Raw genomic sequence first — 20,759 nt, 5'->3', positions numbered from 1 at the left:
ATTAAGCCCAGGCGCTGCTACCTACAATTTGTATAAAGCCTGAGTCTCCTTCTGTAAGCAGGTGATTCTCGGTTGATTCGGTAAATTGAATCATGGCATCGCTACGACTTAAGCCACTGTTAAGCGCATTTGTCCAATGACCAAGCCCCTCTTCCTCGCCTGCTCGGCCTAAAATGGTATTATAAAGCTGATTAGCGAAATCGTAGTTATTGACCGCATTATAGCGGAGCGCAAACTCTTGGGATTGAGAAAAACTATTGGCTATAGTATCAAAAGACATACCGTTACTACTTGCCTCAAGCCAGTTTTGCAGTCCATCAAAATCAGGAATACGGTCGAAAACGGTATAAAGTCGTGCAATCTGGGCTTGGTCCTCGCTCAGTATGTAAACGCTTTTATCCTGAAAATTAAGGACATTTATATCGTTTAATAAAAAATGAGCACTGCTATTGATATCTGTAAGATGAAGAATACTGCTGTCTGCACTATCGATATAACGTTGATAGGTGCTTGAAATATTGGATAAGGTCAGACTGTCCCCGCCGGAATAGCCATAGATTCTACTGGTGTTGCTTGAGTCCAGCAGTAATTGGCCCTGGCCTAGGCTGTCATTCGCCTCGCTGGCAAAAACTACACCTTTTTGAATCACACTGTCTCTGCTGGTCCATGCACTATTACCCACTATTTTTATAAAGCCTGACTCACTCTCGGTGATCAAGTGATTTTCCAGTGAGTTAGTAAAATGGGTCATGACTTCATCGCGAGACATGCCTCGATCGAGTTCGTTAGTCCAATGCATAACTCCAGCACTGTCGCCCGGCCGATCTAGAATCGTTGAATAAAGTTGCATGACATAGCTTTGATTGTTAGCAGTATTATAAATATTTAAAAATTCTTGCGAATGGGTAAAGCTATTAGCAATGGCAGAAAAGGACATTCCATTTGAATAAGATTCTAGCCAGTTGTCTAGTCCGCCGATATCAGGGACACGATCAAGTACAGTATAAAGACGAGCAATTTGCGCTTGGTTTTCGCTTAAAATATAGGAGTATTTATCTGCAAAGCTAAGTACATTGACGTCGTGAAGGTCAACTTGCAAGCCGTTATTATTATTTGTAACTTTTAAGACGTTTGTTTCGAGGCTTTCTATATTGTAGCTGTAGTTATATGAATACCCACTCATAACTGCTATGTCTGCGCCTTTATAGCCATAGACTGAGCTGCTGAGACTGGCATCGACTGAAAATCTGTACTCGTACAGGGTGTCGCTATAATCGGTACCTCCGACTACTCCTGCACCTACCTTGCGGCCCGCACTGTCTAAGAGCAGGTCGTCGTTGGCTGTTAATGCTTGGGTATACCAGGCGACGTTACTATCATTAAGGCCAGAATAAACGGAGTAGGTATCGTTTTTATCTCCGCCCGAAAGAACGCCTCGAACGAGAGGAGTGCCACTGCTCGTATCAAGAATAGGACCGCCCGAGGCGCCTGCCCCTAATCCGGTGTTGACGTGATACACCGAATAGGAAGGAGAATAGGAGGTAGCGTAACCGGTTTCCTGCATCAGTCCCGTCCCCCGGGCAGGATAGCCAAGCATGACGGCCTGAAAACTGGTTGTGGCGAAGGAGGTCCCTAGGATGCCGGTTATTGCGCCTAAGTTAACATTTAGCCCTATAAGGGCCATGTCAGCGCTTGATTCGGCAGTAGAAAGCAGACCGTTTCCGTCGAAATCCCAGTTACCTGTGCGGCCTATCCAATTGCTGGCTGCGTATGTTCCATAGGGCGCTGAGAACGTAGAGGTATCTATGTCAGCGCCTGGCGTCACCATGATCTGAGCGGCCCAGCCGCCATGGCTGGCATCGTAAACAACATGCAGTGCGGTCAATACATCGTTGACGCCGACTACGCTACCTGACGCACGGCTTACCGTCCCATCCGGCCAGTATGTTTGGATGTAACAGACTTCTTTGTATGGCGTTATGCTTCGATTATGTATTTCGATCATATTCTTCAACTACATGAATAAAACTGTAATAAATATAATGAATAGTGATCTCTATGCTTTTTTTAAAACCGCACTATCTTATTCCTGGCAAGGATAACGGCAAAGATTACTCAATCTTTAATACTATTATTTTGATATTAAGCATAAAGTATAAATTTATATTAATAGACAAATGGCTCTTGACAAGGCGTAGCTTGATGCGTGTCCATTTCATGATTTTTTGGACTTGTCAATATAAAATGCTGGTTGTTCCTTAAAAGCATTATCCGTATCACATAACTATTTGATTTTATGATTTCAGCTTGTATGCTTAAGCCACTGCTATTAGCAAGACGGCTTGCTAGAGAGTTCAATATGGCGAATTCTGCAAAGTGCCTTCAGGTACTTACCGCTTTGCTCAAGGAATGAGGTTATGAGTCATCTGGACGATGCTGCTTTCTTTTTCAAGACTCGCCTGCTTACGCTTGAGCCTGGGATGTATATTCTTCGCTATGCCTCGCAATTACCTGAAACGGAAAGCTGCCTCATTAGCCTGCAGCAAGCCCCTATCGGAAAGGGTACTGTTGATTTTTTCCCTGGTGAGAGTGTCGTCCGTAATACGCTGGCCAAGCTCGGCGATTGTCTTATAGCTCGGGTTAAGAATGGCTTAGGTACATTACTCATTACTGAATATCAGCTCAAATCGAACTCGAGCCTTCATACCGTCGACTTGCGAATTGATCGTATCGACACGTCTGCAGGCATCATGCGTGCAGTTGCCAGTACAGAAACCGTTCAAGAAGCTAAGAGCATTAGCTCAAATACTTCTCCTAGTCAAAGTCTAAACCTGGTTGGCCACATTGAATCATTGGGTGAAGTGTCTGCTGATCATTGGCTAGGCGCTGCGGATCAGGTTAACGGTATCACCGGCTTTGCCATTTTATGGCCCAATAAACCTCAAGGCGTGGACATAGCCTACAGTTGCCGGTTAGGCGGTACTGCACAGCCTGCCGTGCTGACTGGAAACTTTACCGGCTCTCGTCAAGAGTCATCGCCCATCACGGCGCTGACCATGACCTTGGTAGGGTCTGCCAGTAAACATTTCAAATTGGACGCCCAACTCGTGTTTTTAGGGGAACCCCCTATAACCGTAACGGCGGGCCAAGAGTGTTTTGCCCTAAAAAGGCAATCAAAACTCGTAGCAATACGAGTCGCTATAGTGCCCAGTACAGAGATCAACGCTGCCCGCTATACGTCTCCTTGGGACAACCCCTTAGAAACAACACAGACACATATCTTGCAGAGCTAACGCTCTAGCACCCAGGAGATACACATGCAATACGATGCACCTGTTACCAGCGCTGACTTCCTTACCGCTCTGAGCGACAATCCTTCTCTGAGCGCATCTACTGTTGAAGCAATCAGCTCTTTGCTGAACTTGGACAGTGCTGAAACTGAAGTCGTAGTAGCCAGCTACAACGGTCGCACTGTTACCGTTCTGGCTGACGAAACTCCTGATGCTGTTGTTACTAGCATCGATGGTGCTGCTGACACGAATGTTACCGTCCGTGTTCCTTCTAGCCTGGCTGATGCCAGCGTCTGGATTATGAATTCTGATGCTAACCTGACGGCTACATTCAACACTCCGACTGCAGTAACAACGCAAGCGGCAGATGTCACTGTAGGTGATGAAACCGCAACAATTGACCGAGCTGTTGTCAGTGGCAATGGCAACGACACTATTACGATTACAGGTGATGCCAGCGTTTATCTGGATGGCGGTGACGGCAACGACACCCTGACTACAGGTAATGGCAATGATGTAGTTCTTGGTGGTAACGGCAACGACACCATTAACACAGGTGCAGGTAACGATTATATCGATGGCGGTGCAGGCAGTGATGTAATCAATGCTGGCGCAGGCGATGACACCATTATCGCCGGTGTAGGTGACACTGTTGATGGTGGCGAGGGCTTCGATGTTCTCCAGGTAAGCGATGCGGTAACTCGCGTATTTGTTGAAAACAACCACACTGTAGTGCTGCAGACCGCCAATGGCGAGGTTGCTGCACAGAATGTACAGCTGGTTGAAACTGCCGATGGCAACATCGCCATTGCTTCTTCGCTGACGGAAGCTACTGCTCTTCGTCTATACGAAGCGGTACTAGGTCGTTCCGCTGATGCCGAAGGTGCGCAGTTCTGGACTGAAACTCTTGCTGCCAATGGTAGCAACCTCACCCAGATCGCTGAAGGCTTCATCAACTCCGTCGAGTTCCAATCCAACGGCGTAGTCAGCGATGCGGACTTCATCAACACACTATATGAAGGTGCCCTGGGTCGTACGGCAGAAGATGCAGGTATGGCTTTCTGGCAGGCTCAGCTGGATTCGGGTGTATCCCGTGCTGACGTAACGATCGGTATCGTAGGTTCCTACGAAGCTGAAGGTTATGAAGGTAGTAATGTACTGATCATCCAGGGTCAGGTGTAAGTAAGCTAGTCGTTTAAAAGAACTCCCAGCCTTTGGCTGGGAGTTCTTTATTTGTCGATTACCTCTTATTTATAGGGGAGAGATCTCGCATGGGCCTCCTTAAGCTTATGGACGAGTACTACGCTTTTCAGCGTAGCGGTCAGCAGAGTATGGCTAAACAGCGTTTGGCCATGGCCATGCAAGTATCTGAACTGCGCCCCGACGCGTTAGTAGCCCTAGGTCTCGCAGCCGTCGAACAGCAGCGTTTTCAACATGCTTTTATTCATTTGGCCGAGGCTTATGGAAGCCTGGCCAAGCGTAGTGATATTGCCGCGTTATTAGCTCATGTACTGCTATTAAAAAAGCAGCCTGAGTATGCATGTGCTTTTTTAAGTGATTCAGCGAATCCTGCCCGCAACGAGCCTGCCGTACGTCTGATGCGGTTACGAGCTCTGGCAGCCATGCCTGACGTCTCGGTAAAGCAATTAAAAGAGCAGCTACCCTATGTGCAAAGTGCAGAGGAGCTAGCTTTCGTGCTTTCCAAGCTGCCTCGCCGAGTTTGGGGTTTTGTAGAGTTCGATCCCTTGAGTCAAGAGCTGCAAGGGTGGGCGATTGACACGGCCAAGCCCTCGCGCCCCATTACATTAACCCTGCACACTGGCCAGAAAAAGATGAAGTGGCAGGCCATGCTGGCGTGCCCTTTGCTGGCAAAATCGGGTAATGGTGGCCGCCTAGGTGGCATTCGAATCAAATTGCCAGAGCATGCCAGACTTAGCGTTACCTTCGATGAAGGAATAGAACTACTTGGCAGCCCCATCGCTGCGTTGACACCTCTACCTGTACACACCTTGTCTGGTGAGGTCAGCGCAACAGCTACAGCTCGAGAGGCCCCCGTAGACGTACTGATTCCAGTCTACAAGGGTAAGGACGCAACACTAGCATGCATCCATAGCGCACTTGAGAGTCGCGAGTACAACCGCACACCGTTTACGCTCGTCGTATTAGATGATGTAAGTCCCGAACCCGAGCTTTCACAGGCTCTCGATAATCTAGCCGCTCAGGGACTCATCGAGCTGCATAGGCATCCAGCCAACCTGGGATTCATTCGAAATATGAACCGGGGTATGTTGCTTCATCCCGAGAGGGATGTGCTCTGGCTCAATTCCGATGCACGCGTATGCGGTGACTGGCTTGACCGCTTGCGTCAGGCAGCCTATTCCGCACCAGATATAGCCACCGCTACACCGTTTAGTAACAACGGTGAATTGATGAGTTTTCCTCAAAGTCGAATCAGTCATCGAATGCCTGATCTGGCCGAGCAACAACTGTTGGACTTCCTGACGGCCAACGGCCCGGATGAAGTTCTGGAGTTAGAGGTAGGGTGTGGTTTTTGCTTTTATATCAAGCGAGTGGCCTTGAATGCGGTGGGCCTGCTGGACGAGCTGTACCTGAAGCGTGGTTACGGTGAAGAAACGGATTGGTGTTTAAGGGCAAAAGAGCAGGGGTGGCGTCATGTTGGCGCCCATCGCGTATTCGTTGCCCATCGCGGTGGTGTTTCCTTTGGCGCTGAAAAGATTCCGCGTGTAGCGTTCAATAATGCCGTGCTTCGCCAGCGCTATCCAGCAGCCGAGAGGGCATTTGACCGGTTTTACCGCGTTGACTCCATCAAGCCACACCGTGACCGCTTGCAACGTGCACGCCTGAATGTATTCAAGCAGGCCATTAACGCGTTGAAGCAAACAGGCGACTCCTTAACCGCATGGCCTGTCATACAAGCCTTTGGCGAGGCTGAACTACTGGCGCGTTATGGCCAGGAACGGCCTGCTCTGGAAATCAGTTATGCCCATCAAGGGCAGAGTAGTCACGTAACGCTTGCTATCCGGCTGCAGGATTTCCTGCCTCTCGAGTTGGATTATGTGCTGCCGGACGACACTATAAAATTGATCGTCGATATACAGCAGCTTGAAGTACCGGGTCTGATTTTTCGTCAGCTGGGCCCGTGCCCTGAAGCTCTACTTACGTTACCTCACTATCTTGGGCTCGAATATCGTCTTCACTGTGCAGACGATGTACTGCCCCAGCCAGCTTCGACAGGAACGTTCGACTGGCCTGCTTTTTTCCAGGGTGTCAAAGCCATTCAGCTACCTTACAAAGGGCTCGCGGCAGAATACAGCAGGCGCTTCCCTGATCATGACATTAACAGCCATTCCGTAATTCGGGCTCCTAACGTTTCGAGCCTGCCAATAAACGGAACGATCATATTAGTAGCCGACAATTTGCAAGAGCCGTCAGTACGGAGTGCTTGGTTAAAGCTGGCCAGACAGTTGAGGCGAGAGGACGACCAGTACCTCTTACTGATCAACCAGGACGCACCCTGGAGTCGCGAGCTCTTGGCTTGCGGCAATGTTGCGGTTCTTCCTGAATTGCCTGGGCTCAACCGTGCTGAAATGTTACGGGCAGCCAGTTGCCAATTAGCTCTTAGCCTTAACGCTCAGCCAGGGTGCGGCTGGCTAGCGCCACAACTTGCAAGCCTGTCGCAGCTCCCATTGTTTGCTCCAAAAAGCCTTATCGCCGAAGAAGTCGGTGCCTATTCATCTCAGCGACTAGGAGGCGCGCTTGGGCGCCTCTTGTCGGAGCTATCGTTTTAGCAGGTTCTCTTTATGACTGATTTCAATCAAGGCCAGGCTTCTTCTCACGGGCTTGCCAATGCGCCGTTGTCTGCCCGAATTGTAGGTGCGGTAAGCGGCTTATTTGGGGACGTACTGCAAGGCTGGGCAATTGACCTGGGTAACCTTGATGCGCGTCTGGCATTGGAAGTCTATATAGACGGCGCACATGTCTGCCTGGTCCGGGCTGATCAATATCAGCCTGAGTTCAATGAAGGTGACGGCTTTCATGGTTTTAGCGTGCAGCTCAAGTCATCGTGGGTGAGTAACGCTAAACAGGTAGCGGTTCGGGTCGCTAACCAGGGCCCTTGGTTAGGCGCACCTTTAACCCTGCCAACTGCACAGTTGCCTACTACCAATACTGTGGCCAGTTCTCAAGTGTGGTACGGAGGAGGGCTGACCGTTGGAGGCTGGGCCTGGGATGACGCTGCGCCTCACAAAACTATTGAGATACGGGCTCGCAAGGGGGACCGCATTGTAGCCCGCACTAAGGCTGATCGTTGGCATCCGGCGCTGATCTACCGTACGGATGCCAATCACGGTTTCAGCCTGGACTTGCCTTGGGAGCTAGCCAATGGCGAACTGCACGAACTTCATCTGGAAAGCGATACGGGGCAACGCCTGAACGGTAGTCCCATTACCGTATGCTGTCGTCCCGAAGGGCTGGGAGCACTGGTTCAGCAATACTGGCCCAATACCGATGACGCCGCGCAAAAACTCCTAATACGGCTGGCGCGTGATTATGACCAGCGCTGCCCGCGTACCGCTGGCTTCTCCCATTACCCTCAATGGTTTGAACTGTTTCAAAAGGCGCCCGATATTGTTGCGCCTACCACGGAGCAAGCACAGGCCAAGCTTGCCGTGCTTATTTATGGTGAAGCAGACCTTAATGCACAGGAAGCAACTCGGGAAAGCATTGCCAAGCAGCGCTGGCCAGTTCACTTGGCGCGGTCCTGTACGGACGCCACCTTTAGCCAAGCGCTTGAAGCCTTACTGGAAGAGGGCGCTGAGGCGGTTCTCTTTTTGCAAATGAGTAATCGACTGGCTTCTCATGCAGTTGATCAGTTGTTACCTGCTCTTATCCCCGCTGACAAGCAAACCCCCGCTGCCGCGTGGGTATACGCCGATTGCGATCTGGACAGTGAGCAGGGGCAGCGTACCACTCCGTGGTTGAAGCCCGCTTGGGATCTGGATTTATTTTTAGGCGTCGATTTATTTAGCGAGGGCGCTCTGTTCCGGCGCGACGTGCTTATTGAAGCGCTGCGCTTGATGCGTGATACCTCTGGAACAGTAAGTCGACATAAACTCACTGCCGCAGCAGTCCTGGCAGGCGAGCGGCGTAACCTGCCTGTTGCTCATGTGCCTCAGGTTTTAGTGCATCGCCGTTACGGTCAGCCAGATACCCCAGCGGCCCACGATGCACAAAGCGCTGCCGAACGGATCGAGGCCATGCAATGGCTAGCTAATGAATTGAGCCCAGGCGCACAGGTTAGTAAACAATCAGACTACCCTGGGCTGCTTCGTACACAATGGCCGCTACCGGCAGAGTTACCAAAAGTCAGCTTGATCATTCCTACCCGGGATCAGTACAAGCTGATGTACGCCTGTATGGAAGGGCTTCTTAACGAGACGGACTATCCAGACCTCGAATTAATCGTGGTTGATAACGAAACCACCTGTCCGCAAACGCTTGAATACTTCTCTTCCCTGCGTGAGCGGGGCGTAAAGATCCTGCCTCATCCCTATCCCTTCAATTACGCAACGCTCAACAACCGTGGCGTGGAGCTGGCAACCGGAGAACTGATAGGCCTGATCAACAATGATATCGAAATTTTGCATCCTGATTGGCTCAAAGAGATGGTCAGCCTGGCGTTGCGCCCCAAGGTAGGAGCCGTAGGGGCCAAACTCTTATGGCCAAACGGAATGGTGCAGCACGCCGGTGTGGTTATTGGTATCAATGGTCTGGCCGCTCATACAGGCAACAATTGGCTCAAGGATGACCCAGGGTATCTTGGCTTTAACCAGTTGTGCCGCCGGCAGAGCGCTGTAACTACCGCTTGCTTGATTATGAAGCGCGCACTGTATCTGGAAGTAAGAGGTATGGATGAGGTTAGACATCCCGTTGCCTTTAACGATGTAGATATGTGCCTGCGTATAAACCAACTAGGCTACAAGCTTCTATGGACACCCTTCGCGCGCTTGATTCATGCCGAGTCGGCCAGCCGTGGTAAGGACATTAGCAAAGATAAGGCAGCCCGCGCCATGCGAGAGCAAGAATTATTCATTCAGCGCTGGGGTGAGTTGTATCGTTATGATCCTTGCTACCACCCTGCGTTGAATACTGATTGGGCGCTGGGTAATTATAGCGGCCTTAACCTTTGTAAATATAAGTTATTGGCGCGGGTTTAAGGTTAGCATAGGTATTTCTTTCTTAATAGAATACAAGTGCCTGCGTTATTTTATCATTATATTTAATGTTGACTGTTTAATTATCCTTCTCTAATGGACGCTGGTCGTGTTTAGAAAAATATTGTACGTCTCATGGACATCGCGTAATGAAAGGCCCTATGAGGATCCCTCTGTAAGGTATAGATGCTTTAATTTTGCCGGTGAACTTGTAAAGAGAGGGCATACAGCACAAGTAATTTCACAACTAAATTTCGAGAAAAATTACGAATGTCTTGACGGCTATGATGCTTATGTTTTTCATCGTCCTTATTTGACTGAAAAATTTGTCGAAATTTTACTGGATTTAAAGGCCAAGGGGAAAGTAATAAACGCGGACTTTGACGACTTTATATTTGATGTTAAGTATGCAGACCTTACTCCCATGGTTAGGGTTAGAGGCGCAGACTCAAATGGCGTCAAAGCATATATATCAAGAACGTTTGAGGCGGCAAGCTTAATAAATAAGTTTACGCTTTCAACATCTCCTCTTAAAAAGCATGTTGAAGAGCTTTTTCCTGACTCAAGCTCAATTGTTTTAAGTAATACTATAGATAGAGGTTTTCTAGGTGTATCAAGAATAGCCCGGAATCTTAATCCTTATGAGCTTAGAGATTTTGAATTTGGGTATTTTTCTGGTACAGCAACTCATGATAAGGACTTTGAACTAATAGCACCTGTGATATGCGAAAAATTAAAATCCTCCGGCGGGAAAATATTAATATTAGGCCCTCTCAAGGTTCCAGAGGTGTTTAATAATATAGCGGATAGTGTTGTAACTAATCCAATTGTTCCTTTTCATGAGCTTCCAGCTTACATGGCTAAATGTAAAACTGTTTTAGCACCTTTGGAGGATACAGTTTTTACAAGATCTAAAAGCGGGTTAAAGTTTTTTGAGGCCGCTCTTGCTGGTTGTAGGGTTATCGCTACTCCAATACCTGATGTAGCACGTTTTGAATCAAGTCTTCTGACTTGTTGTTTAAACTTAGATGAATGGTCTGTAGCGGTAAATTCGGTCCTTTCTATGAATCATAGAGAACATGAGAAAGAAATACTTAAGATTGAGAAAGAAGTTGCTATTTCTTATCAAGTAGATAAATTTGTAGATTACTGCTTTGGTGATATATGAAAAAGATATTAATTTATGTGGAGCCTCATCCTATAAGGAATACTCATGAGGAGTTTTTTGAGGCGGGTAAACTGCTAAATGAAGCAGCCCTGAATCTCGAAAAGATGGAAGGATATGAATTTAGGTTCTTTTCAAACGACAGTATCGTTGACCGCCTTGTGACTGTAAATTCGGAACTTTCATATAAAGCTCTCAGGATGACTGTTGCTGAAAAAGTAGAGTATCAGTCTTTCTTTTCGCAATGGGGTGAGAAGAGTATAGAGACTTGGAAGAATTTAGTTCGTGGTAAAGGGAAGGTAACTGCTTTTTATCTAAAAGTATTAGATAGATTACACCAAGTTTATAATTTCGATGCCGTGCTTTTATGGTCTGATAATGGCGCGGTGAGGATGTTTTGTGAGATTAAGGGGCTATTGGCTTTGCATGCAGAGCTGGGTCCTACAAGATCGCCTTTTCATAAGACTTTGTATCTTGATCCTTTAGGTACTAATGGCGGATCCTCAGCAGCTAATATAGATATTGATAAGATTAACCTTTGTGAAGTTATTCCAAGAGAAACATGGGTAACTCTACAGGGTAATATCGACGATAAGCCAAACTCTGTTGGGTTAATAGACTCTTCACTAACGTTAAATGAACAGTCTATCGAGTATATTAGAGGGGATAGGCCTTATGTTTTTATTCCTTTGCAACTAGACGATGACCTGAATACGCAACTGTATTCTAAGTATAATACTGTCGAAGATTTTTTACGTGAGCTGATACCTCAATTAATTGACGCAGGCTTCGACATAGTTATAAAAGGACATCCCGGTGCCATCCATAGGTCCCATAATTTAGTAGCCGAGGCTAAGGCTTTGCTTTTGGCAAAATCATATGGTGATCATGTAAAGATAATGCCGAGAAACACAAATTCGTTTTTAACCTTGCATGTAATAAGCCAAAGCTCAGCTGTCGTTTCAATAAATAGCTCCGTTGCGTTTGAGTCTTTAATGATAGGCAAGAGAACGATACTGTGTGGGCAAGGAGTTTTTGAGTCTCAAAAGTTAAGCGATACCGATTTGAGTGGCCAGTTAAAAAGCGAATTCTGGGGCGATGAAAAGCTTGATAAGCTAATAACTTTTTATTGTGGGCATTATTTTCACCCTATCGATGAAGTAACTAGTGGTCGAGCACTGAAGTCAGTTTTTGATTTTCTTTTTATAAATAGGAATCTAGTACCTGGAACGCAAGCTTATTGGCAGGCCTGGGTAGAAAAAATATCTTTTGGTTTAGCGTGGGCTTATGGAGGGAAGGGAAACTATTCTTTTAATAGCGCTTTAGACACTGGCAATCTTGTAGGTAACAGTAGAATATTTAAAGCAGACTCAAAGAGATTTCTTATAAGTTCAGATCTTATAAAAATAAAGGGGCAGCTAAATAATTGTCCTGTGATCGCTAGTTGTAGGCTAGCTAATGATAATTTCATTGGGTTTATAGATTACGTAAAATCCGTTGAAGAAAATGCGGTCGAGTTTTTAGAGGTTTCAGGCTGGTGTTTAGAGAGAGGTACTTATCAGCCGCCTGTGCAAATTATCTTATGTACCTTGGATAAGGTTGTATCTCATCATAGAGTAATATTAAGCCGTAGAGATGTGGCTGAGTCTTTACAGCTCCCCATTACTGATAAATGTGGTTTTATTTTCAGAATCAAAAAAAATGATATTGATCAAGTCAGCGGAGGGAAGCTGCTTATCCTAGGTGGTTCAAATATTTCTCAATTTGCTGAGCTGAAAGAAGGTCAGATACATAGGAGCTAATCATAATAAAGTTAAAGTCTTTAAAGGGGTTGTCTATGCCAGTTCAAATTTTTAACGATCCGCCTGCTTTAGAAGTTTTTTATGATGCCATCATAATGCCGACGTGTCGTCTACAGAACAGATCAACCCCGCTAGAGATGTATGGTGGAGTTTTTGATAAAAATAAAAATTTTATTGATTCTTCCGCTTTGGTTCGAGGAGATATACATCAAATTATGGCTAGTGGTGAGGTGTCTAAACGTCCAAAACATTTAGATGAGAACGTGCTTTACGGAGGCTTCCTTTATAGAAAGCATCATGAGCACACAGGGTGTTATGGGCATTTTCTAGTGGAATCTTTAGCCAGAATGTGGGCGGGGCTAAGTCATTTCCTTTTTGATAGGCTTGTTTTTAATTCACATCCTGGGGTTAAAGAAGCTTGTGAAATAGGTAATTTCTTCTTTGAAAAATTAGGCTGGCCAAAAGAAAAGATATTAATAGTTAATGAGCCTTTAAGGTTTTCTAGAATAACTATTCCAGCTGCCGCTATAACCATAGGTGGGACTAAAGCTTCCAAGGTACAAAGTTTTGTCTATAATGCTATAGCTGAAAAAATTATAGGTAAAAAAGATATTGAGTTGTTAGGCGACGCGCCAGTTTATATTTCAAGGACTAAGTTTTCTGAAAGACCAGTTTTTGGTGAGATAAATTTAGAAGATCATTTGAAAGATAGTGGTTGGGAAATTTTTCATCCAGAAATAGAAAGCATAGAAAACCAAATAAGAACGGCTCGCAAATCTAGGGTTTATGCTGGCGTAATTGGCAGTGGAATGCATAATCTTATTTTTAGTCGTCCAGGTACTAGAGTTTTTTATATAGAAAGAAATCCTAATCAAAGGACCACTTACAATACTCTAGCTGCGCTAGATGCTATTGTAGGACTTGACGGATCTTATATTCCTGCAAATTTAGAGGCTGCGAGTCCTATTGGCCCTTTTTTGATAGATCAAAATTTTATCATTGATGAATTTTATAAGCGAGGTTACTTAAATAATAAAGCTGTTTTTGACTTATCTCTTGCCAGAAATGAGTATATTGAGTTTAGTAGAAAGTAGTCGACGTGATATGTTGCGGTTTATTTTTTGAAATATATGTGTTGCTAGCAGGAAACTCAAATGCAATCAAAACCTAAGACTGACTTAGAGCAAGCTTTGATGGCTTGTAAGGGCAGTCTTGTCGTTATTGGATTTTTCAGCTTTTTTATTAACTTGCTGCTTCTAGTTCCGCCTTTTTATATGCTGCAAGTCTATGATCGTGTTTTAAGTAGTAGCAGTGTCACTACATTACTAATGCTTACACTGATCATGGTTGTAATGATGCTGACTTACGGTGCATTAGAGTGGGTGCGTTCGCGTATTCTCATCCGCATGTCGACTCGTATTGACATGATGCTTAGTCAGCGTCTTTTTAATGCTAGTTTTAAGCAAGCTCTATATACAAATGGCAATTCAGCGTCGGCGCAACCGCTCAATGATCTGACCGGGCTGAGACAGTTTTTGACAGGCAATGGGTTATTTGCCTTCTTCGATGCGCCATGGTTACCAATCTACGTAGCCATTATGTTTTATTTTCATTTCTGGTTTGGCTGTTTGACGGTAATAAGCGCTATCGTTTTGGTGCTCTTGGCCTATATCAATGAGAAGCTCACTGGCAAGAGGCTTGGAGAGGCAAACCAAGAAAATGTAAACGCAACCAATTTTACAACTAAAAGTTTGCGTAATGCAGAGGTAGTAGCCTCTATGGGAATGCTACCAAACCTCCTCAAGCGCTGGAAGCAGCGCAGCTATAAGGTACTTGCCCTGCAGGGCCGAGCTAGTGAGCTCGGTGGAGGGATAAGTAATCTTTCCCGCACCCTTCGGATGATTTTGCAGTCTTCTATCCTTGGTGTAGGTGCCTATCTCGTTATCAATCATGAAATTACCCCGGGTTTGATGACTGCCTCATCGCTTTTACTGGGCCGTGCATTAGCCCCTATCGACATGATGATTGGTAACTGGAAAGGCTTTGTTGCCGCGCGTGGGCAATATGCTCGCCTTAATGACGTGTTGCGGCAGGTCATGGCTGAGCCGGATCGTATGTCCTTACCTGACCCCAAAGGCGAGGTCTCGGCTGAGAACCTGATTGTTACTCCGCCGGGTGCGCAGTATCCGGTTCTTAAAGGCATCAGCTTCAAGGTTATGCCGGGAGCATCGGTAGGAATATTGGGTGCCAGTGCGGCGGGCAAGTCTACGCTTGCGCGGGCATTACTTGGGTTATGGCCTGCCCAAAGCGGTAAGGTGCGTTTAGATGGAGCTGATATTTTCCTTTGGAAACGCGAGGAGCTTGGCCCGCATATCGGTTACCTGCCTCAGGATATTGAACTCTTCGACGGTACCATCAGTGAAAACATTGCCCGCTTTGGCGAAGTGGATCCGAAGGCTGTAGTAGAAGCTGCACAACTAGCAGGTGTGCATGACATGATTCTTCGTCTCCCACAGGGGTATGACACCATAATCGGGGCGAATAGTGGTGTGTTGTCTGGTGGCCAGCGGCAGCGTATTGGCTTGGCACGGGCTGTCTATGGTAATCCACGGCTGGTTGTGTTGGATGAGCCCAACTCCAACCTGGATGATCAAGGTGAAAAAGCGTTAGGGGCTGCCTTGCTGCGTTTAAAGCAGACTGGCGCCACGATCTTTATCATCACGCATCGCATTAGTGTGCTGTCATTTGTAGATCATTTGATCGTATTGGCTGAAGGACAAATTGTGGCCTCTGGCCAGCGGGATCAGGTGCTGGCGCAACTGAAGGGGCAGCAGCCTTCTACAGCATCAACTCCTCAAGCGCCCCAGGCGCCCCAGGTGCCTCCGTCTTCTCCCTTACCGCCTGCCCAGCCTAACGACGCGAGGGCTTGATAATGAAAAACGATATTTATCTCGAAGCTGAGTCGGCAGGCCTCAAAATTTCCGATGCGCCTATTCGCCGGCTGGGTTTTATTATTCTGCTGGTGGTTTTTGGCATAGGCGGCTTATGGGCCAGCCTGGCACCCTTAGATAGTGCAGCACTCGCGTCGGGCTATGTAGCGGTTAAAAGCTATCGCAAAACGGTTCAGCATCTGGAAGGCGGTATTGTCGAGGAGTTGAGGGTCCATGACGGTGATCACGTAAAAGCTGGCGATGTTCTAATTGTGCTGGGCGATACCCAGGCGCGCGCGGATCTTGAAGCAGCGCGTAGCCAACTTATTGCTAACCAGGCTTTAGAGGCCCGCTTAATTGCTGAGCGTGACGATAAAGACGACGTTACTTTTGGACCCAGCGATTTCCCTGAAAACGATACGCGTGTGAAGGAAGCACGTAATAGTGAGCGGCAAATTTTTATTGCCCAGCGAAACGCGCGGTTAGGCGAAATTGAGGTGCTTAAAAATAAAAGCGCCGAACTGGAGCAGCAGATCCGTGGCTTTACTACGGCTATTGAGAGTAAGAAGAGTCTTTCCCAATCTTATGACAGTGAAATCAAAGACCTGAGCGAGTTGTTGAAAGAGGGGTATGTCAATAATGAGCGGTTACGCGACCAAGAGCGGACTCGGGCGCGTTTGCAGGCTGAGATTGCCGATCATCAGTCGTCCATTGCACGGGCTAAAGTGCAGATAGGCGAAACCAAGCTGCAGATTCTGCAAAGTACCCAAAAATTTAAATCAGATGTGGCCAATAAGCTGGCAGAGGCGCAGTCCCGTATTTATGAACTGCGTGAGAAGGTTGGTGCGTTACAGGACAAAGTGAATCGTACCCTGGTGCGCGCCCCGGTCGATGGTATGGTAATGGGGCTTGCTGTCCATACCATTGGCGGTGTGGTTTCGCCCGGTACACAGCTGCTCGATATCGTACCGGTTGGCGCAGATTTGATTGTAGAGGTCCATATCCAGCCTAACGATATTGATCGTGTAGAGCTGGGTCGGAAAGCCGAAGTACGGTTTAGTGCATTCAAGAATGCGACAACGCCTATTCTTGAAGGTGAGCTGACCTATGTATCAGCAGACCGGTTAACGGATGAGCGAACCGGTGATGCTTACTACTTGGGGCGTGTCGCGCTGACGGATAGGGGGCGCCTGGATCTTGGTCGTCGAGAGTTGGTGCCAGGTATGCCGGCTGAGGTTCTGATCAATACTGGCGCACGTACCTTCCTGAACTATCTGCTCCAGCCTGCACGCAACGCCATGGCCCGTTCGATGATTGAGCAATGAGTCGGCTGATGTTGAAAAAAACGCTTTATCTGTCTCTATTGGCTAGTTTCTCGTGGGTTGCTTCGGCACAGCCAAGTCAGAGCATTGATCCTCAGAGCTATATAGATTTATGGCAGCTCTACCAGCAGAACACTGTTTCTGACCCACGCATAGTAGGTGCCGAAGCGCAAATACGAAGTGCTGAAGGACAAGAGCGTTCTGCGTTTGGTCAGATGTTGCCGCAGCTAAGCGCAAATACCTCCTTTACACGGGTGAGTCGCGAGCAGGACACAAAAGAAATCACTAACGGCGAGACGTACAGTCTCCGCCTTAGTCAGGCTCTTTATAACCCTGCGGCCTGGAGGGGGTTTAAAAAGTATTCGGAAATGACGGCGCAGTACCGCTCGCAGTATGAAGATGCTCGCGTGCAGTCAACAGCTGATCTGGTACAACGTTACTTTGCCGCGCTGGCTGCAGAAGATGAGCTTGAGTTGGCTACGGCTGAGCGGCGGGCGACACAGCGTAATCTGGACAGCTTGCAGGCCATGTTCGAGCGCAGGTTAGCTACCATTACCGATGTTTTACAAATTTCAGCGCGGGTAGACAGTCTTAAAACGGCCGAAATCGAAGCCCGCAACCAGATTCAAGTTACAAGGGAAGCGCTGGCCGAACTCATTGGCCATGACGTTTACCAGCCTTTCAAGCGAATCGATACCAAGGCTCATTTTGATATGCCGCTGGGTACAGAGGAGCAATGGGTAGGGCTGGCTGTGGCCAATAACCCTGCCTTAAAGGCGAAGCAAAAAGCGGTCGAAGCCGCTAATTACGCTATTGATGAAGCGCGTGCAGGCCATCTGCCTACGCTGACGTTTGGCGTAGGCGCGCAGCGCAGTGATTTTGCGTATGAAAACGTTCCTTCTCCACGTACGGATACTTACTCGGCTAACGTCACGTTGCAAGTTCCCATCTACAGTGGCGGCTCGACCAGTGCCAAAGTAGAGGGGCTGTATGGCTCTCGCGATGCGGCGGAGCAAGAGTTCGAGTCTGTTCGTCGGCAGGTTATAAAAGAAACACGTACGGCTTACATGAAAAGCGCCTCTGACCTTAGCAAGATTGCTTCCTCCCGCAGTGCGCTAGATTCAGCAGTCAAGGCCCGCATCGCCAACGAGCGCTCGCTGGCGCTGGGTGTGGCTACAGCCGTTGATGTGCTCAATGCCGTTAAACAGGAGTACAGCGCTCGACGCGACTACCTCCAGGCGCAATACGACTTCATCACAAATCAACTGGTTCTATTGCGCTGGCGGGGCAATATGGCTGACGCCGACATTCTCAAAATTAATGATTGGCTAACCGTTCCGACGCCGGGGGAAGACCGGAGTACCGGCGTTAAAGAAGGCGAAATTCCCCAAAATGGCTAAATAGAGTGTTTGGCCTTTTTAATCCGTTATCAATTAGCGACATAATAAAGATTAAACTGTCAGGCAGGTTCAGGATGAAAGTTCTGGTAACAGGTGGTGCGGGTTTCATTGGTTCTGCAGTGGTCCGTTTTTTGATTAATGAGACTGAGTGTCAGGTTGCAAATGTTGATAAGCTGACCTACGCGGGCAACCTGGAGTCGCTGAACGAGGTTGCCTCTTCTGACCGTTATGAGTTTCACCAAGTCGATATCTGCGATAAGGCTGCGCTTGAAAAGGTATTTTCTACCTTCAAGCCCCAAGCCGTCATGCATCTGGCTGCCGAGTCGCATGTCGATCGTTCAATCGAAGGTCCTGCCGAGTTCATTCGTACCAATGTTTTGGGTACAGGGACTCTGCTTGAAGTAGCCCGCTCCTACTGGTTGGGGCTGGAGGCTGAAGCTAAAGAAGCTTTCCGCTTCCACCATATTTCTACGGACGAGGTATTTGGCGACCTACACGGTACAGATGATCTCTTTACCGAAACCACGCCTTATGCGCCCAGTTCGCCTTATTCAGCCAGCAAGGCTGGTAGTGATCACTTAGTTCGTGCCTGGGGCCGTACTTATGGCCTGCCAGTACTTATTACGAACTGCTCTAACAACTATGGCCCGTTCCATTTTCCTGAAAAGCTAATCCCTCACGTCATTCTAAACGCCATGCACGGCAAGTCTCTGCCGGTTTATGGTGACGGCTCGCAAATCCGTGATTGGTTGTTTGTTGAGGATCATGCCCGTGCCCTCTATACCGTGGTCACTAAAGGCCAGGTAGGCGAGACCTATAATATTGGTGGGCATAATGAAAAGCGTAACCTTGAAGTGGTAGAAACGATCTGTTCGCTTCTTGAAGAGCTAGCGCCTAACAAGCCAGCCGGCGTAAAGCAGTACCGCGATCTGATTACCTTTGTAAAGGATCGTCCAGGGCATGATCTTCGTTATGCCATCGATGCCAGCAAGATTGCTACCGAGCTGGGCTGGGTTCCGCAGGAAAGCTTTGAAACTGGTTTACGTAAGACGGTCGAGTGGTATCTGAGTAATCGTGACTGGTGGCAGCGTGTGCTATCGGGGGAATATCGCCTGGAGCGTTTGGGCGAGGCTGTTTAAGTAATGGTGTTCGAGCTCGTTGTATGTGTGTCGCTAACCCCTAAATTGGCTGAGAGGGATGTTCTATGAAAAAGTACAAAGGAATTCTACTAGCGGGCGGTTCCGGGACACGTTTACATCCTATTACCCTAGGCGTATCCAAGCAGTCTTTGCCGGTATACGACAAGCCAATGATTTATTATCCGCTATCTGTGCTAATGCTGGCGGGTATTCGTGAAGTGTTGATCATTTCTACACCAACCGATCTACCAGGCTTCAAGCGTATGTTGGGTGATGGCAGCCAATTTGGCATTGAGCTAAGTTATGCCGAACAGCCTAGCCCAGATGGATTGGCGCAAGCTTTCATTATCGGCGCTGAGTTTGTTGGTGAAGACAATGTTTGTCTGGTGCTAGGCGATAACATCTTTTATGGTCAACACTTTACACAAAGTCTAGCTCAAGCCGCCCAGCGCGAAAAAGGCGCTACTGTATTTGGTTACTATGTAGCTGACCCCGAGCGTTTCGGTGTGGTGGACTTCGATGAGAGTGGCAAGGCGTTAAGCATAGAAGAAAAGCCGAAGAAGCCCAGGTCAAACTATGCGGTAACTGGCCTTTACTTCTACGACAATGACGTTCTGGATATCGCTGCTAATATCAAGCCTTCACCGCGGGGTGAGCTTGAGATTACCGATGTGAACAATGAATACCTGCGTCGCGGCGATTTGAACGTGTCGGTATTAGGACGTGGTTTCGCCTGGCTCGATACCGGCACACATGATGCCTTGCTGGAAGCGGGGCATTTTGTGCAGACCATTGAAAAGCGCCAGGGGTTAAAAGTGGCCTGCCTTGAAGAAATCGCTTTGCAAAAAGGCTGGGTAACCACAGAACAGGTCGCCTTGCAGGCGGAGGCGCTCAGTAAAACGGGCTATGGCCAATATCTGGCACGTCTGATTGCAGGAGCGCGTTAATGGAAGTGATCGATACGGTCATTGATGACGTAAAGCTCATTCAACCGCGTATCTTCGGTGATGCGCGGGGGTTTTTCTTGGAAACGTTCCAGGCGGAGCGTTATGCAGAGAAGGCAGGGATAACACTACCTTTCGTTCAAGATAACCATTCACGCTCTTGCCGAGGCGTCTTGCGCGGTTTGCATTTCCAGCGTAGCCGCCCTCAAGGCAAGTTGGTTAGGTGTGTTCGAGGCGAAGTGTTGGATGTTGCGGTAGACATTCGTCAGGGCTCGCCGACTTTCGGGCGTTGGGTTGCGGAAGTTCTTTCTGAAGACAATAAGCGACAGCTTTGGATTCCGCCGGGTTTGGCGCATGGATTTGTAGTGCTGTCCGAGACGGCTGACTTTGAATATAAGTGCACTGATTATTACGACCCCACCGATGAAGGCTGTTTGATCTGGAACGATCCTGACTTGGGTATCGACTGGAAAGTCAGTGAGCCGCAACTGTCCGCTAAGGACGCTCAAGGGCTGCGTCTGTCGGAGCTTTATT

Annotated in this window: 14 protein-coding genes; 13 read left to right on the top strand and 1 reads right to left on the bottom strand. The window is 47.8% G+C overall.

Translation table 11 applies throughout. From position 1 onward, the window contains the following. Position 1: 1 nt before the first annotated feature. Positions 2–2,005: a DUF4214 domain-containing protein gene (locus IQ22_RS19365; protein ID WP_158635459.1), complete on the bottom strand. Its 2,004-nt coding sequence runs from the start codon at positions 2,003–2,005 to the stop codon at positions 2–4. 412 nt (positions 2,006–2,417) lie between these two features. On the opposite strand from IQ22_RS19365, the gene IQ22_RS19360 reads away from it, so the two are divergent. The 13 genes from IQ22_RS19360 to rfbC form a co-directional block, all read left to right on the top strand. Continuing rightward, positions 2,418–3,293 (top strand): cell wall-binding repeat 2 family protein, encoded by an 876-nt coding sequence (locus IQ22_RS19360; RefSeq protein WP_145145053.1) that lies wholly within the window; start codon positions 2,418–2,420, stop codon positions 3,291–3,293. 24 nt (positions 3,294–3,317) lie between these two features. After that, positions 3,318–4,472 carry a DUF4214 domain-containing protein gene (locus tag IQ22_RS19355; RefSeq protein ID WP_145145051.1) on the top strand — a complete coding sequence of 385 codons (1,155 nt, stop codon included), beginning with the start codon at positions 3,318–3,320 and terminating at the stop codon, positions 4,470–4,472. An 89-nt stretch (positions 4,473–4,561) separates the two neighbouring features. After that, on the top strand, positions 4,562–7,099 hold the full coding sequence (locus IQ22_RS19350; RefSeq protein ID WP_145145049.1) for a glycosyltransferase family 2 protein: 2,538 nt from the start codon (positions 4,562–4,564) through the stop codon (positions 7,097–7,099). A gap of 12 nt (positions 7,100–7,111) precedes the next feature. After that, positions 7,112–9,526, top strand: coding sequence for a glycosyltransferase family 2 protein (locus tag IQ22_RS19345; RefSeq protein WP_145145047.1), 2,415 nt, complete (start codon positions 7,112–7,114; stop codon positions 9,524–9,526). Positions 9,527–9,632: 106 nt separating this feature from the next. Next, positions 9,633–10,691, top strand: a complete 1,059-nt coding sequence (locus tag IQ22_RS19340; RefSeq protein WP_145145045.1) for a glycosyltransferase family protein — start codon at positions 9,633–9,635, stop codon at positions 10,689–10,691. Beyond that, positions 10,688–12,490 (top strand): capsular polysaccharide export protein, LipB/KpsS family, encoded by a 1,803-nt coding sequence (locus tag IQ22_RS19335; protein ID WP_145145043.1) that lies wholly within the window; start codon positions 10,688–10,690, stop codon positions 12,488–12,490. Before IQ22_RS19340 ends, IQ22_RS19335 begins: the two co-directional genes overlap by 4 nt. Before the next feature lie 35 nt (positions 12,491–12,525). After that, complete coding sequence (locus tag IQ22_RS19330) at positions 12,526–13,584, top strand: glycosyltransferase family 61 protein (RefSeq protein WP_145145040.1); 1,059 nt, start codon at positions 12,526–12,528, stop codon at positions 13,582–13,584. 60 nt (positions 13,585–13,644) lie between these two features. Continuing rightward, positions 13,645–15,420: a type I secretion system permease/ATPase gene (locus IQ22_RS19325; RefSeq protein WP_145145038.1), complete on the top strand. Its 1,776-nt coding sequence runs from the start codon at positions 13,645–13,647 to the stop codon at positions 15,418–15,420. Between the two features lie 2 nt (positions 15,421–15,422). After that, on the top strand, positions 15,423–16,745 hold the full coding sequence (locus tag IQ22_RS19320; protein WP_145145036.1) for an HlyD family type I secretion periplasmic adaptor subunit: 1,323 nt from the start codon (positions 15,423–15,425) through the stop codon (positions 16,743–16,745). 8 nt (positions 16,746–16,753) lie between these two features. Next, on the top strand, positions 16,754–18,142 hold the full coding sequence (locus IQ22_RS19315; protein ID WP_145145034.1) for a TolC family outer membrane protein: 1,389 nt from the start codon (positions 16,754–16,756) through the stop codon (positions 18,140–18,142). Between the two features lie 74 nt (positions 18,143–18,216). Beyond that, the gene (gene rfbB, locus IQ22_RS19310) at positions 18,217–19,281 is read left to right on the top strand and encodes a dTDP-glucose 4,6-dehydratase (protein ID WP_145138774.1); all 1,065 of its coding nucleotides are present in this window, start codon (positions 18,217–18,219) and stop codon (positions 19,279–19,281) included. 65 nt (positions 19,282–19,346) lie between these two features. Further along, on the top strand, positions 19,347–20,228 hold the full coding sequence (rfbA, locus tag IQ22_RS19305; protein WP_145138777.1) for a glucose-1-phosphate thymidylyltransferase RfbA: 882 nt from the start codon (positions 19,347–19,349) through the stop codon (positions 20,226–20,228). Then, positions 20,228–20,759 (top strand): dTDP-4-dehydrorhamnose 3,5-epimerase (rfbC, locus tag IQ22_RS19300; protein WP_145138781.1); only part of this gene is annotated, 532 nt, incomplete at its 3' end. The genes rfbA and rfbC, both read left to right, overlap by 1 nt.

This window comes from Pseudomonas duriflava (assembly GCF_007830155.1).
Lineage (GTDB): Bacteria > Pseudomonadota > Gammaproteobacteria > Pseudomonadales > Pseudomonadaceae > Chryseomonas > Chryseomonas duriflava.
This window is presented reverse-complemented; position numbering and strand designations above follow the sequence as displayed.

Coding starts and splice junctions, on each gene's coding strand:
- IQ22_RS19365 (WP_158635459.1), bottom strand. CDS start 2,005: ATGATCGAAATACATAATCGAAGCATAACGCCATACAAAGAAGTCTGT.
- IQ22_RS19360 (WP_145145053.1), top strand. CDS start 2,418: ATGAGTCATCTGGACGATGCTGCTTTCTTTTTCAAGACTCGCCTGCTT.
- IQ22_RS19355 (WP_145145051.1), top strand. CDS start 3,318: ATGCAATACGATGCACCTGTTACCAGCGCTGACTTCCTTACCGCTCTG.
- IQ22_RS19350 (WP_145145049.1), top strand. CDS start 4,562: ATGGGCCTCCTTAAGCTTATGGACGAGTACTACGCTTTTCAGCGTAGC.
- IQ22_RS19345 (WP_145145047.1), top strand. CDS start 7,112: ATGACTGATTTCAATCAAGGCCAGGCTTCTTCTCACGGGCTTGCCAAT.
- IQ22_RS19335 (WP_145145043.1), top strand. CDS start 10,688: ATGAAAAAGATATTAATTTATGTGGAGCCTCATCCTATAAGGAATACT.
- IQ22_RS19330 (WP_145145040.1), top strand. CDS start 12,526: ATGCCAGTTCAAATTTTTAACGATCCGCCTGCTTTAGAAGTTTTTTAT.
- IQ22_RS19325 (WP_145145038.1), top strand. CDS start 13,645: ATGCAATCAAAACCTAAGACTGACTTAGAGCAAGCTTTGATGGCTTGT.
- IQ22_RS19320 (WP_145145036.1), top strand. CDS start 15,423: ATGAAAAACGATATTTATCTCGAAGCTGAGTCGGCAGGCCTCAAAATT.
- IQ22_RS19315 (WP_145145034.1), top strand. CDS start 16,754: ATGTTGAAAAAAACGCTTTATCTGTCTCTATTGGCTAGTTTCTCGTGG.
- rfbB (WP_145138774.1), top strand. CDS start 18,217: ATGAAAGTTCTGGTAACAGGTGGTGCGGGTTTCATTGGTTCTGCAGTG.
- rfbA (WP_145138777.1), top strand. CDS start 19,347: ATGAAAAAGTACAAAGGAATTCTACTAGCGGGCGGTTCCGGGACACGT.